Source organism: Synechococcus sp. RS9916 (assembly GCF_000153825.1).
GTDB lineage: Bacteria > Cyanobacteriota > Cyanobacteriia > PCC-6307 > Cyanobiaceae > Synechococcus_C.
The window spans coordinates 2,349,707-2,364,299 of sequence record NZ_DS022299.1 but is presented as its reverse complement, the minus strand read 5'-3'; the positions used below and the strand labels follow the sequence as shown (position 1 = coordinate 2,364,299).

Genomic DNA, 14,593 nt, shown 5'->3' with positions numbered 1-14,593 from the left:
TGCCTGTAACAGCATGGCCCTTCAGGATCTGGAGTCGTTCCTCGCGAAGGTGGAGCAGAACCCCGATCTGCAGGAACAGCTCAGCCAACTCGACCTCCAGGGGGTGCTGCAGCTGGCAGCCAAGGAGGGATTTCAGTTGCGCGCGGCTGATTTACTGCGCGCCCAAGCCGAACAGATCCTGGCCATGAGTGACGACGAGCTTGATCTGCTGGTCGAAGGAGGCCTCGACGATCTGTTCGATATGCAGGACTTCCAGGCCTATCTCGACCGCTCCTGAACCGACACCACCAGGGCTGCCGCCAGATATCCCAGAGGATCCGGTGCCAGGCATCCTTCCATCGGACCGTTCCACCTCCAGGCCGTCTGCGTCGTGGGATCCGTGCACTCTGGCTCGGGCAACTGCATCATCAAGATGTTTCGGAACGCCTCGGGGCTGTCAATCAACGCCTCCAACACGGCATGACCTTCCTGCTGTTCCTCCGCCTTGCCGTGACGGAGCAGCATCAACGCCCGCGAGAAGCGGAGCACTCGCTCGCGTTCCGCCTCAGGCATCACGGCTGCAACCGCGGGAGACAGACTTTGGTTAAGGCAAGCCTCGATCACGCCGCGCGGAAGCGAACCCCGTGGCATCAGGCTCAACACCAACGCATCAAGAGGCCACCAATAAGCGCCAAACTTCTGCCGCTGGAGACGATCGCGCAACTGCTGCAATGCCTGGGCAGCCTGAGGAAGAGCTGGGTCCGCTGCCCAGTTCGCGAGCACACAGTCGTGAAGGGAACACCAACCGCTCAACTCCTCCGCAGGACGGTGGATGAAATCAGCGATGGCTTGTGAATCGCTGTAGGTGCGAATGCCGTGGCCATCAACCCAACCCTCCGCCAGGAACTGATCCAAGGCCTCGGTCGATGGACGCTGCAAGGCCAACAGACAGCGACGCAACCAGATGGAACTATCGAGATCAGGCGGTGTCTGATGGCTGTACCCCACCGGCCGGGGCTCCCCAAGCAGCGATTCGAGCTGGTCAACCTGCTTGGCATAAGCCACTCGTAAGCGGGCATCGTCCCGCCATGGCGCCAGCAAGGTGAGGCAAGCCAGCGGCACCCACTGATCGGAAGCACCGGGACTGAGGGCGAACCCACACCAACCATCGCTCGCTCCAGCAAGGCACGCGATGGCGCACTCAAAGGGGCTTCTGCGCTCGGAGGCTGCCTTGCTGCCCGTGACCATCACCCCGAGATAGGCCTTGTGATCCACGGGAATGCCGGCTTCCACAACGACTTTCTGGTGACTGAGACCTCCACGCAGCGCCAAGTGGTTCGAGCCGTAGCTCACCGATGGCACATGCACCGAGGCCTGCATCAACTGCTGCAAACGACGGGCTGGCAGTAGAGCCTCATGAACCGGCCAGACGGGCCATTGACTCGCATCGGCAGGCACCTCACCGGGGTAGCCAACGATGGTGTGCATGTGGCGATAACGGGGAAACACCTCCAGGGCATAGCGCTCCTGAATGGAATGACGACTATCCAGCGCCAAGGCCAAAGGAAAGACCTCAAGCCCAGCACGCAGGGCGACTGGGAAGGTAATGGCTTCCAATAGCGCCTCTTGGTCGCTGACTGCAAACAGAAAACGCCAACCACTGCCTTGTGGATCCAGATCAAGGCCGAGCTGCTCAACGCCAGCCAGAGGCAACGCATCCAGTGCCGACCACCAGCCCGCATCGGGAAGGGGTAGACGTTGCTGCAACGACGGCGTCAGCTGCCCATGCAAGGCTTCGAGCTGTTGCCTGAGTTTTGCTGGTGGGAGTGCCTGAAGGGTTTGACGAAACAGCAAAAATGATTGGCCGGCTTGACGGCGTGGCGGCTGCGTCAGTTCCAACCAAGCCTCGGGACGGAACAAATCCTGAGCCTGCAAAAAGGGCAACAGATCGCAGATCTGCAGACCAGAAGCAAAGCGGCCATCCGCGCGAAGCAACGGTTGCAGAACGTTGGTCCAACGTTGGACGCGCCCATTCAGCACCCAGGCAGCCAGATGGGGGCGGCGGCGAAGCCCCCGTTTAGAAACCTCCAAACCGATGGCCGGTGCATCCACCGGTGTCAGCCCTTGGAGAAACTGGCGTTGAAATGTTGAGGGCGACAACGTCGAGAACAACTCCTCGATCGGGGAGTCATCTGTCCAAAAGCTCTGCCAGGTCGCCCGCATACCAAAAGAACTTCTGGGGCGACATGATGGCAGCCACAGCGGGAGACAGTCTTGCCTCAGGCGACAGTGACCCGCGCGGGCCTCGGAGGATTGCAAGGCCTCGCGACTGGCTTTTGTACACGCAGCAAGCTCGCCAAGATCGCTGCGCTGCTGGCCTCACCGAACGCAGACTCCCAGGCCAGCCCCACCAGCAGCGGTTTGGAAACCAGCGTGCTGGAGTTCGGCCAACACTGGGATTTCCGCGAAAATCTCTGGAAACAACACGCCGAGTTGGAGCAATGGCTTTTGGAAGAGGAGCCGGCCCAACTAGCAGCGAATCTGCTACAGAGCGACCAGATCTGGTTGTTGAGGGATCAGACCTACTTCAAACCTCCAGGCAGCGAACACACCCCTTGGCATCAAGACGCCCTATTCATACCGGTGGAAGGGTGCACGTTCCTCACCTTATGGATTCCGCTGACCCCAATCACGGGCATCGACGATGCTCCTTTGGAGTATTGGCAAACGCCCCATGCCTGCTGTCATCTGCTGGAAGGGGGGAGTGCCCTAAGCCACTACAAGCACTACGAAAGACAGTGGCAGCAGGACGACACGTGGCAACACCTCACCACCCTGGGGCTTCAACCGGGCGATTGCAGTTTTCACGATGGATGGACCCTGCATGGCAGCCAAGGCCATCGGGCAGCTGAACAACGCCTCGCCTTTGTGGCCGTCTACGGCTGCGGAGAAGGAGTCTTAAGCCTCAACCCATCGATGGCCCATGCCCCAACATCCCTGCGCAGTCAAGTGCAACTCCTGCGACAAGGCCTTCATCAATCCTGTTTTGCAGGGATGAAAGAAGGAGATCCTGTTCCCGGGTATCACAATCCCTGGATCAGAAGCAGACCATCCGCAAAATTCCCCATACACTCTTCGCACACCTCCCAAAAGGCATGAGCGATTTCGATCAGGATCAACAGGAATCCAACGGTTCCGAAGAGCAGGGGACCACTGCCAACCAACAGACCCTGACCTTCGATGGCCGGGTCTATCCCATGCAGGCACTGCCTCCTGAAGCCATCAATCTGCTCAACGATCTGATTCGTTCGGAGAACGAACTCAACGAGCATCGCTTCCGGATGCGTCAGCTCGCTGCCGCACAGCAAAGCCTGACAGCCGCCCTGGGCCAAATCATTCAGAACGCAGGCATCGAACCAATTGCCGAAGGAGAAGGTGAAGGCGAAGGATTCAAACCTTGGATCCCTAACCAGGAAGACAATTCAGCATCTGAGGAAGTAGAAGCTGCCTGATCGTCAGCTGCAATTAGACTAGTTTCAAGAAACAATTTCAATCTCAAAAGTCCACCCCAGCTTGATGGGGTGGACTTTTTTATGACTGGGACCCAGAGGCTAAGCTTTGGCATCAACCTCCGGAAATTAGAGAGGCCAATGCAACAGCACTGAGGGACTATTCGACAACGTTTCAATTGCGCGACTGAGGGTTGCCAAAAAAAAACAAAACATTATTTTGTATTGGTCGCAAAATGTCGTGAACCGCAAGACCTCGTCAGCCCTAGCGCTTCTGCCCGCCTTCCTTTTGATGGCGGGACGAACGACGAGTGTTCTTGCCCAGACGGGCGTCACGTCTGGGACCTACAACTCACCTCCATCGGAACCCTTACTCCAAGGCACCGGCAAGACAGGCTCGCAACCAAACTACGACCCATGGAGTACCACGGGACGCACTGGTGGCTCGGGAGGACAAGGCCCCAACATCACCCAGACCGTTACAGGGTCGAATAGCTCACAAGTTGGGTCAAAATCCTTTGGTGGAAAGGGCGGTACCGGTGGCGGTTCGGTTGGCAACGGTGGAGCCGGCGGCACAGGAGGCTCCCCCGGCAATGTTCAAGTCACCTTCTCCAGCGGTGGTTCTGTCTCGATCAATACTTCAAGCAATAGCACTGTTGCAGGTGTTCAAGCATCCGCCGTCTCCGGTGAGGGAGGTGACGGAGCAGGCGCAGGCCTGGCGAGTGGAGGACCAGGTGGAGCAGGCGGTAGCTCCGTCAACCAAAAAGCAAGCATCACCATTCAAAATGGTGCCACTGTCTCTGTCACAAACCGCTCAGGCGGCGGCAACGCTGCCGCCATTGGCGTGTTATCTCAAAACACAGGTGGCACGGCAGGCAACGGAGGTAGCGGGACCTTCGGCTCAGGTGGAGCTGGAGGAACTGGAGGCGTTTCAGGCCTCGCAACCGGTAGCAATGCCGGCACCATTAGCGTGTCCAACAGTGGCGGGTCGGGCGGCGCCGGCATCCTTGTTCAATCTGTTGGTGGCCAGGGTGGTCAGTCAGGAACAGGGGGGGTGATCGTCACCTGGGGCGGCCTTGGTGGCTCGGGCGGAGCTGCCGGCAATGTTCAGGCCAGCAATAGCGGTTCAATTACGACAGTCGGAGACAATATGCCTGGCATCAACGCCCAAAGCGTTGGTGGTGGTGGTGGTTCAGTCCCAGGCCAAATTTCGCTAGCCAACCTTGGAGGTTCCAAAGGTGGTAAGGGCGGTGACGGGGCATCTGCAGAGGCCTCCATGTCGGCAGGCACGATTAATACCAGCGGGAACAATTCTCAAGGCATCATCGTTCAATCCATCGGTGGTGGTGGTGGTGCAATCGGCAGCAATATTTCTGCAATTACCCTCGGGACCTCATCAGAAGCAGGAGCTGGTGGAAATGCCGGAAATGCGACTATCAATTTCTCAGGAGGAAGTATCACCACCGGATCAAAGGAGAAAGGATCACTTTCTTCAGGAATTCTTGTTCAAAGCATTGGCGGTGGTGGCGGAAGTGCAGGTACCAATTCTGGCTTCATCACGTTCGGCGCGAAAGGGGGTCCAGGTGGAAACGGAGGCATAGCAACCGCAAACTTGAGCAAAGGATCTATCACCACTTTCCAGGACTACGCTCCTGGTGTGATTGTGCAGTCCATCGGTGGTGGTGGTGGCAATGGTGGCGACGCCAATTCCGCAGGCGATATCAGCGTGGCTGTTGGTGGGGATGGTGGTGGAGGTGGAGTTGGCGGCACCGCCGTTGTGAATTCACCAACGGGTTCAGACGCAGTCACTATCAGCACAAGCGGCGTGAGCTCCCCTGGCCTACTCGTGCAAGCAATTGGTGGTGGCGGTGGCAATGGCGGCAGTGCAAACAGCGCTGGCGGTGGCGGTGGATTGATCAGTGTGAACTTGACCATTGGGGGCAAAGGTGGATCTGGGGGCTTAGGCGGCACTGTGAAAGTTGGCGAAAGTGGTAATCCTTTCAATGCAGATATCACGACAACTGGAAAGTACTCGCCTGGTATTACTGCAACAAGTATTGGCGGTGGTGGTGGATCAGGCGGCAGCACAAAGAGTGCTTCTGGACCGTCTGTCGCTAGCGTTTCTATCAACGTCGGAGGCGATGGTGGTACAGGCGCAAACGCAGGCACTGTAGATGTCGTGGCTGCTGGAAATATCAGGACAAAGGGATTTCAATCTCCTGGACTGAATGTGGTGAGCATCGGTGGTGGTGGTGGCTCAGGTGGATCGGCTGCCGGCGCAGCTGCCGGGGGAATTGCCGTAACTACATCAGTTGGTGGTAGCGGAGCTGGTGGGGGTCAAGGCAACAGAGCCTCAGCTACCTTCTCGGGCAGCATTACAACAGAGGCTGAAAATTCACCTGGCGTCAGTATCACCAGCATTGGTGGAGGTGGTGGAGCAGGCGGCAGCACGATATCAATGACTGCCTCACTTGGTGTATCAGCAAGCGTGGGCCTTGGTGGCGATGGAGCTTCAGGCGGATCTGGGGGGCAAGCAATCGGTGATATTTCGGGAAATATCACCACCAACCGGGGATATTCACCGGGAATCTTGATTCAATCCATTGGTGGTGGTGGTGGATCCGGCGGCTCAACCGTTAGTGGAGCAGGGTCCATCAACCCAGTCGCCAGTATTGGGTCAGCAGTGGCAGTAGGCGGCAAGGGTGAGGGCGGGGGAGATGGTCGTTCCGTGGAACTCAGCTACAGCGACGGTTCGATCCAGACAGGTCTCGCAAACACAAAAGACAACCCAGTCGACTACTCCCCCGGCATCCTTGCTCAATCACTTGGTGGCGGTGGTGGTGCTGGAGGATCCTCAACAACCATGAGTCTTGCGGCAGGTGGTGTTGCTGGTGTTAGCGCCAACTTTGCTGTTGGCGGAAAAGGTGGTGGAGGCGGACAAGGCGGTTCGGTCAGCGTTACAGCCAATTTGAGACCAGAAGATCAAATCCTGACATTGGGCAACCTGTCACAAGGCATCTTTGCTCAATCCGTCGGTGGTGGTGGTGGCCAGGGTGGATCAACAGTCAACGCACAATTGGGGGGAGGAGGAACAGCTGGTGTCACTCTCGGAGGCAGTGTCGGAGGCGAAGGTGGTAAGGGCGGAAACTCAGGTCCTGTCAGTGTCACCACCAAAGGCGGTCAAATCATCACAAAAGGCGACCAATCCGCTGGCATCTTGGCTCAATCAATTGGCGGTGGAGGCGGCTCAGGCGGAGGAACATTCAGCCTTCAGGGGAGCATAGGTGGTACCGCTGGTGTAACTGCAACAGCAGCAGTTGGCGGTAATGGTGGCGGAGGTGGAAGCGCTGGTTCCGTCACTGTGAATTCAGCCAGCTCAATTCAAACCGAAGGATTCTTGTCTTATGGGATCTTTGCGCAATCGCTTGGTGGTGGTGGTGGAAGTGGCGGTAGTTCCATTAGTGGAAGTGTCGGCATGGGTGGCACTGCTGGCGTCAATGCCGCAGCCACAATTGGGGGGCAAGGAGAGTCGGGAGGTACCGGTGGCGATGTAACCGTTAGTTCATCAGGCGAATCAATTAGCACCTTCGGCGAGAGCTATGCCTCAGCCATTTTTGCCCAGTCCCTAGGCGGTGGTGGTGGAACCGGGGGGTCAGCAATGTCTTTGACCCTCCAGGGCGGTGGCACAGGTGCCGTAAGCCTTGGTGCCACCATTGGTGGATCAGGCGGTGCCGGGTCATCAGGGGGAAATGTCACCGTTACCAACAGCTCAAATCTGAGCACAGTCGGTAGCAACTCAGCTGCAATCTTTGCCCAATCAGTAGGTGGTAGTGGAGGCAATGGTGGCAACTCATTATCAGGAAGCCTTTCTCTTGGTGGCAGTGCAGCAGTTAATGCTGGCGCTCAAATTGGGGGAACAGCTGGAGCGGGAGCAACAGCTGGAAATGTCACCATCACCAACTCCGGCAGCAGGATTCAAACCATCGGTGATTCATCTGCAGGCATCTACGTACAGTCACTCGGAGGAAGCGGTGGCTCGGGAGGAAGCGCTACAAACATTCAACTAGGCGGCGGCGGAACAGCAACCGTCAATATGGCTGCGAATATTGGGGGAAAAGGTGGCAGCGGAGGAACATCTGGCAATGTGAAAGTAATTAATGCCGCCAATATTGAAACAGGCACTATTAAATCTAACGATACGGGTTACGAGCTGAAAGGTAATTACGCGTATGGCATTTATGCACAATCGGTCGGCGGTGGTGGTGGAGATGGTGGCAGCACACTTTCAGCACAAGTCAGCGTCGGCAAAACTGCGGCAGTCAACGCCGGTGTCAATATTGGCGGAGGAGCTGGATCAGGAAATACGGCTGGAAATGTGAGCATTGACAACACGGGTGGTTCAATAAAAACGCGTGGAGATTTCTCTACCGGACTCCTAGCTCAATCCATCGGAGGCGGCGGTGGTGCAGGGGGCAGCACCGTGAACTTGCAGGGTGCAGGTGGCGGCAATGCTGTCAGCGCTGGTGTGAACTTAGGCGGGGGCGGCGGGAAAGGAGGCAGCGCTGGCAACGTGACCGTCAGCAATACAGCCGATATCACGACGGGAATCACTGACGACCGTCTTTCCGCTCTTTACGGCAACAACTCTTACGGCATCTATGCCCAGTCGGTTGGAGGTGGTGGCGGCTCAGGCGGAGAAGCTATATCAATTCAGGGTGCACTTTCGACCAGTGGATCCGTCGGTGCCAACGTTGGCGTAAGCCTTGGCGGGAATGGAGGAGAAGGCGGAACCTCTGGCGATGTCAGCATCAAAAACTCTGGCGTCATCAAAACAATTGGCAATAACAGTGCCGGTATTTATGCTCAGTCACTTGGCGGTGGCGGTGGATCCGGCGGTCGTGTCATCAATGCTCAATTAGCAGCTTCAGAGAGTGGTGTAGCTGCCAACGTTGGGGCCAATGTTGGCGGTAAAGGAGCAAGCGGGGCGAATTCAGGAGACGTCACGATCACGAATAGCGGAAATATTTTTACTGGAACTAATTACGTTGAGAATGGAGAAAATAATATTTATGGCGATTTCGCCTATGGCATCTTTGCTCAATCAGTTGGAGGAGGCGGTGGCGCAGGTGGAAGCACTGTCAACGGGCAACTTGGTGGCAGCAAAAAAACAGCAGTCAATGCAGCAGTGAGCATCGGAGGTACTGGTGGTTCAGGCGGATCAGCAGGTTCAGTATCAGTGTTCAACACAGCACAAACCATTCAAACCTTTGGAAACCATGCAAGTGGAATTGTTGCTCAATCCATCGGCGGAGGCGGCGGCTCGGGCGGCAGCTCTCTAAACCTTCAGGGCACTGTTAGCACTGGAAAATCTGTCAGCGTTGGTGGCAGCGTCAATCTTGGCGGGTCCGGTGGCGCCGGTAGCAGTGGCGGCAATGTCACGGTTACATCCAGCAGCGATATCACAACTGGATACGTCGACTCCAACGGCAACATCATCAGTGGTGATTTTTCTTATGGATTACTAGCGCAATCCGTTGGTGGCGGTGGCGGCACCGGTGGTAGCAGCAGCAGCTACGCAGCATCAATTTCCAAAGAAGGAAGCCCTGTCACCTTGGGAGCAAATATCTCCGGGGAGGGAGGAGAAGGAGGTCGATCTGGAAATGTTCTTGTGAACGTTTCAGGAAAGATTAAAACCCATGGCGATTTTGCCTATGGCTTCTTTGCCCAATCCATCGGTGGTGGTGGTGGCGCAGGAGGTAGCTCTGAATCATTATCAGCCACAGCCTCACTCAAAGGCGATAAATCAATTCAAGGCAGTGCAGAAGTTGGCCTTGGTGGAGATGGAGGAAGTGGTGGCGTAGCAGGCAACGTAACTGTCAACTCTGACAGCACCGGCAATGGACTAACGATTACTACATTCGGCGAATTAGCCAAAGGTTTTGTTGCCCAGTCGATTGGAGGTGGTGGTGGCTCAGGCGGTGCCTCAAGCAGCAATAGCATCAACAAAAGCAAATCCAAATACACATTTGGAGGTGGCGTTAATGAATCTGGAGTAGGCGCAACCGGAGGCAATTCTGGACTCGTTACAGTTGGGACAAGTGCTAGCAATCCATTTGAACTGACTATCCTAACGATTGGCAATAATTCAGAAGGCTTTCTCGCCCAATCCGTTGGCGGAGGTGGTGGAACTGGTGGCGGCGCTAGTAGTGAAAACAAAGGTGGTTCATTAAGCGTGACTTTTGCTCTTGGAGCACAGGGAGGCGCTGGCGGAGATGCAGGCAATGTGATTGTTAACACCCTCGCCAACATCGAGACTCGGGGTGCCAATTCCCGCGGTTTCATCGCTCAATCCATTGGAGGTGGTGGTGGAACAGGCGGAAGTAGTGTTTCCCAATCTGACTCCAGTGCTCCTGATCAAAAATCGAGCGATTCAAAGGAGAAGGATTCCACCTTCACTCTGGGCGTTTCATTAGGCACTGGCGGTGAAGGTGGTGGCGGCGGAAATGCCGGCGATGTAAATGTCGGATTCGGAGGCTCCATCTTGACCAAAGGTCAAGCATCTGACGGCATTTATGTGCAATCCGTTGGTGGCGGTGGCGGTATTGGTGGTTCCACCATCTCAAAATCATCCGCAAGTGGCGGCGGCAAATTCTCAGGCTCCTTGTCCGTCGCACTCGGCGGTGATGGAGGAAAGGGCGGTGATGGAGGCAATGTCATTTTCAATGCTCTATCTCCCATCACAGTTGACACCCTCAAGGATTCCTCCACTGGAATCACTGTTCAGAGTCTTGGTGGTGGTGGTGGTAATGCTGGCGAAGTCAAATCCGAAAACACAGTTACAACTAAAGCGAATTCCTCCTTCAATTTCGGCGCGTCTGCATCCGTTGGTGGCAAAGGCGGCGGCGGTGGCCGAGGTGGATCTGTGAGCTTTGGCAGCGCTACAGACATTGCCGATCTCACAATTAGAACGCGTGGCGATAACGCCACCGGACTATTTATTCAGTCCCTTGGTGGTGGTGGTGGTATTGGCTCCAATACCAACAACAGCTCTTCTGGAGGCAACTTGTCTGTGGCCTTTGGTATGGGAGGCAGGGGTGGTGACGGTGGCGATGGCGGCAATGTCGAAATGTTCACTGATGGCACGTTCATCACCACAGGACACTCTTCGCACGGTGTTTTGATTCAGTCGATTGGTGGTGGTGGTGGTGCTGGGGGTTCGGTGACATCGAACGCTTCGGCATCAGCCAGTAGTGCGAACTCCAATTTCGCCTTCGGCATCTCTGTAGGCGTCGGCGGGAAAGGCGGTGGAGGCGGTTCTGCCGGCGACGTCAGCGGATCACTATCCGGTTCAATCTCGACCTTTGGAGAGGCTTCCCTTGGATTCAAAGCCCAGTCAGTAGGCGGCGGGGGCGGCGCTGGAGGCTCTGTGATGGATTCTGCTTCCGTTTCCGGGAATGTAAGCGTCGCTGGTTCTGCCACCTTCGGATTTGGGGGCAAAGGCGGTGGTGGTGGTGATGGTGGTGCGGTCTCCTTCTTGGTACCGAAACCACTGAAAGTGACAACACAGGGCACAGGTGCCCACGGTCTTCTCCTCCAATCCATCGGTGGTGGTGGTGGTGCTGGGGGTTCCATCATCGGCAGCAACGTCACAACATCGGTCTCCAATTCTTCATTTTCTTTTGGTGGTTCCGGCTCATCAGGCGGAGACGCCGGTGGCGGCGGTTCCGCTGGTTCCGTTTCCCTCGGCTCCGCTGCACAAATCGCCGATCTACAGATCCAAACCCAGGGCGATAACGCCCATGCCGTCTTCCTCCAATCCATCGGTGGTGGTGGCGGTGCCGGCGGCTCGGTGAATAACGCCTCCTCCGGCGGCAACCTCAACGCCTCCTTCTCCATCGGTGGCACCGGCGGCTCCGGTGGTTCCTCCTCTGGCGTCAACTTCTACGCCGATGGCACCTTCATCACCAAAGGCGACACCTCCTACGGCGTTCTCCTCCAATCCATCGGTGGTGGTGGTGGTCAGGGCGGTTCGGTCACCTCTAACGTCGCTGCAGGGACTGGCAACAAAACCGCCAATTCCTCCTTCACCCTTGGTGCCGTTGTCGGCAAAGGCGCCATCGGTGGCGGCGGTGGTCGCTCCGGTGATATCAACGGCTCCATTGCCGGCTCGATTGCAACCGCTGGTGCTGGTTCCATCGGTTTCTTTGCGCAATCCGTCGGCGGTGGCGGTGGTGCCGGTGGCTCCGTCACCAACTCCGCATCCGCCCAAGGCGAGGCCAAGTTCGCGGCATCCGCCACCCTTGGCATGGGCGGCAAAGGCGGTAAAGGCGGCAGCTCCGGCTCCATCAACTTCCTTGTCCCCAAAACACTCACCATCGTCACCGGCGGTGGCACCGCTGCTAACGCCTCCTCATCCATGGGCTCAGTCGGTGCTGCTGGCGCTGGCGCTGGCTCCCACGGCCTGCTCCTCCAGTCCATCGGCGGTGGCGGTGGATCCGGCGGTCGTGTTATCGGCTCCAATTCCGCCACAACCACCTCCAACACCTCCTTCTCCCTCGGTGGTGGTTACACCTCCGGTGGTGACGGCGGCGGCGGCGGTTCCGCTGGTTCCGTCTCCCTCGGTCGCGCCTCGCAGATCGCCGATCTACAGATCCAAACCCAGGGCGATAACGCTCACGCCGTCTTCCTCCAGTCCCTCGGTGGTGGTGGCGGTGCCGGCGGCTCGGTGAATAACGCCTCCGCTGGCGGCAACCTCAACGCCTCCTTTGCCATCGGTGGCACTGGCGGTGGCGGTGGTAACGCCTCCGGCGTCAACTTCTACGCCGATGGCACCTTCATCACCAAAGGCGACACCTCCTACGGCGTTCTCCTCCAATCCATCGGTGGTGGTGGTGGTCAGGGTGGTTCGGTCACCTCCAACGTCGCTGCAGGAACTGGCAACAAAACCGCCAATTCCTCCTTCACCCTTGGTGCCGTTGTCGGCAAAGGCGCCATCGGTGGCGGCGGTGGTCGCTCCGGTGATATCAACGGCTCCATCTCTGGAAACGTCGCCACCTCAGGTGCTGGGTCCATCGGTTTCTTTGCGCAATCCGTCGGTGGTGGCGGTGGTGCCGGTGGCTCCGTCACCAACTCCGCATCCGCCCAAGGCGAGGCCAAATTCGCGGCATCCGCCACCTTTGGCATGGGCGGCAAAGGCGGTAAAGGCGGCAGCTCCGGCTCCATCAACTTCCTTGTCCCCGACACACTCACCATCGTCACCGGCGGTGGCACTGCCGCTAACGCCTCCTCATCCATGGGCTCAGTCGGTGCTGCTGGCGCTGGCGCTGGCTCCCACGGCCTTCTCCTCCAGTCCATCGGTGGTGGTGGTGGATCCGGCGGTCGTGTCATCGGCTCCAATTCCGCCACAACCACCTCCAACACCTCCTTCTCCCTCGGTGGTGGTTACACCTCCGGTGGTGACGCCGGCGGCGGCGGTTCCGCTGGTTCCGTCTCCCTCGGTCGCGCCTCGCAGATCGCCGATCTACAGATCCAAACCCAGGGCGATAACGCTCACGCCGTCTTCCTCCAATCCATCGGTGGTGGTGGCGGTGCCGGCGGCTCGGTGAATAACGCCTCCGCTGGCGGCAACCTCAACGCCTCCTTTGCCATCGGTGGCACTGGCGGTGGCGGTGGTAACGCCTCCGGCGTCAACTTCTACGCCGATGGCACCTTCATCACCAAAGGCGACACCTCCTACGGCGTTCTCCTCCAATCCATCGGTGGTGGTGGTGGTCAGGGTGGTTCGGTCACCTCCAACGTCGCTGCAGGAACTGGCAACAAGACCGCCAATTCCTCCTTCACCCTTGGTGCCGTTGTCGGCGAAGGCGCCATCGGTGGCGGCGGTGGTCGCTCCGGTGATATCAACGGCTCCATCTCTGGAAACGTCGCCACCTCAGGTGCTGGGTCCATCGGTTTCTTTGCGCAATCCGTCGGTGGTGGTGGTGGTGCCGGTGGCTCCGTCACCAACTCCGCATCCGCCCAAGGCGAGGCCAAATTCGCGGCATCCGCCACCTTTGGCATGGGCGGCAAAGGCGGTGATGGCGGCAGCTCCGGCTCCATCAACTTCCTGGTCCCCGACACACTCACCATCGTCACCGGCGGTGGCACTGCCGCTAACGCCTCCTCATCCATGGGCTCAGTCGGTGCTGCTGGCGCTGGCGCTGGCTCCCACGGCCTTCTCCTCCAGTCCATCGGTGGTGGTGGTGGATCCGGCGGTCGTGTCATCGGCTCCAATTCCGCCACAACCACCTCCAACACCTCCTTCTCCCTCGGTGGTGGTTACACCTCCGGTGGTGACGCCGGCGGCGGCGGTTCCGCTGGTTCCGTTTCCCTCGGCTCCGCTGCACAAATCGCCGATCTACAGATCCAAACCCAGGGCGATAACGCCCATGCCGTCTTCCTCCAATCCATCGGTGGTGGCGGCGGTGCCGGCGGCTCGGTGAACAACGCCTCCGCTGGCGGCAACCTCAACGCCTCCTTTGCCATCGGTGGCACTGGCGGTGGCGGTGGTAACGCCTCCGGCGTCAACTTCTACGCCGATGGCACCTTCATCACCAAAGGCGACACCTCCTACGGCGTTCTCCTCCAATCCATCGGTGGTGGTGGTGGTCAGGGTGGTTCGGTCACCTCCAACGTCGCTGCAGGAACTGGCAACAAAACCGCCAATTCCTCCTTCACCCTTGGTGCTGTTGTCGGCAAAGGCGCCATCGGTGGCGGTGGTGGTAGCTCCGGTGACATCAACGGCTCCATCTCTGGAAACGTCGCCACCTCAGGTGCTGGGTCCATCGGTTTCTTTGCGCAATCCGTCGGTGGTGGTGGTGGTGCCGGTGGCTCCGTCACCAACTCCGCATCCGCCCAAGGCGAGGCCAAATTCGCGGCATCCGCCACCTTTGGCATGGGCGGCAAAGGCGGTAAAGGCGGCAGCTCCGGCTCCATCAACTTCCTGGTCCCCGACACACTCACCATCGTCACCGGCGGTGGCACTGCCGCTAACGCCTCCTCATCCATGGGCTCAGTCGGTGCTGCTGGCGCTGGCGCTGGCTCCCACGGCCTTCTCCTCCAGTCCA

Annotated in this window: 5 protein-coding genes; 4 read left to right on the top strand and 1 reads right to left on the bottom strand. The window is 58.2% G+C overall.

What is annotated here, in order from left to right; translation table 11 throughout:
- Nucleotides 1–13 precede the first annotated feature (13 nt).
- A complete protein-coding gene (locus tag RS9916_RS11830; protein WP_007099668.1) occupies nt 14–277 on the top strand; it encodes a Nif11-like leader peptide family natural product precursor in 264 nt (87 codons plus the stop codon).
- Here the strand turns inward: RS9916_RS11830 and RS9916_RS11825 are convergent.
- A complete protein-coding gene (locus RS9916_RS11825; RefSeq protein ID WP_007099667.1) occupies nt 259–2,202 on the bottom strand; it encodes a hypothetical protein in 1,944 nt (647 codons plus the stop codon). The two genes, RS9916_RS11830 and RS9916_RS11825, sit on opposite strands and share 19 nt — an antisense overlap.
- A gap of 66 nt (nt 2,203–2,268) precedes the next feature.
- Between RS9916_RS11825 and RS9916_RS11820 the strand changes: the two genes are divergently transcribed.
- From RS9916_RS11820 to RS9916_RS15360, 3 genes are all read left to right on the top strand, one after another.
- Nucleotides 2,269–3,138 carry a phytanoyl-CoA dioxygenase family protein gene (locus RS9916_RS11820; RefSeq protein ID WP_007099666.1) on the top strand — a complete coding sequence of 290 codons (870 nt, stop codon included), beginning with the start codon at nt 2,269–2,271 and terminating at the stop codon, nt 3,136–3,138.
- Nucleotides 3,135–3,491, top strand: a complete 357-nt coding sequence (locus tag RS9916_RS11815) for a DUF6447 family protein (RefSeq protein ID WP_007099665.1) — start codon at nt 3,135–3,137, stop codon at nt 3,489–3,491. Before RS9916_RS11820 ends, RS9916_RS11815 begins: the two co-directional genes overlap by 4 nt.
- A gap of 238 nt (nt 3,492–3,729) precedes the next feature.
- Nucleotides 3,730–14,593, top strand: a 10,864-nt coding sequence (locus tag RS9916_RS15360; RefSeq protein WP_304412090.1) for a hypothetical protein, incomplete at its 3' end; no start/stop codon positions are given.

Coding starts and splice junctions, on each gene's coding strand:
- RS9916_RS11830 (WP_007099668.1), top strand. CDS start 14: ATGGCCCTTCAGGATCTGGAGTCGTTCCTCGCGAAGGTGGAGCAGAAC.
- RS9916_RS11825 (WP_007099667.1), bottom strand. CDS start 2,202: ATGCGGGCGACCTGGCAGAGCTTTTGGACAGATGACTCCCCGATCGAG.
- RS9916_RS11815 (WP_007099665.1), top strand. CDS start 3,135: ATGAGCGATTTCGATCAGGATCAACAGGAATCCAACGGTTCCGAAGAG.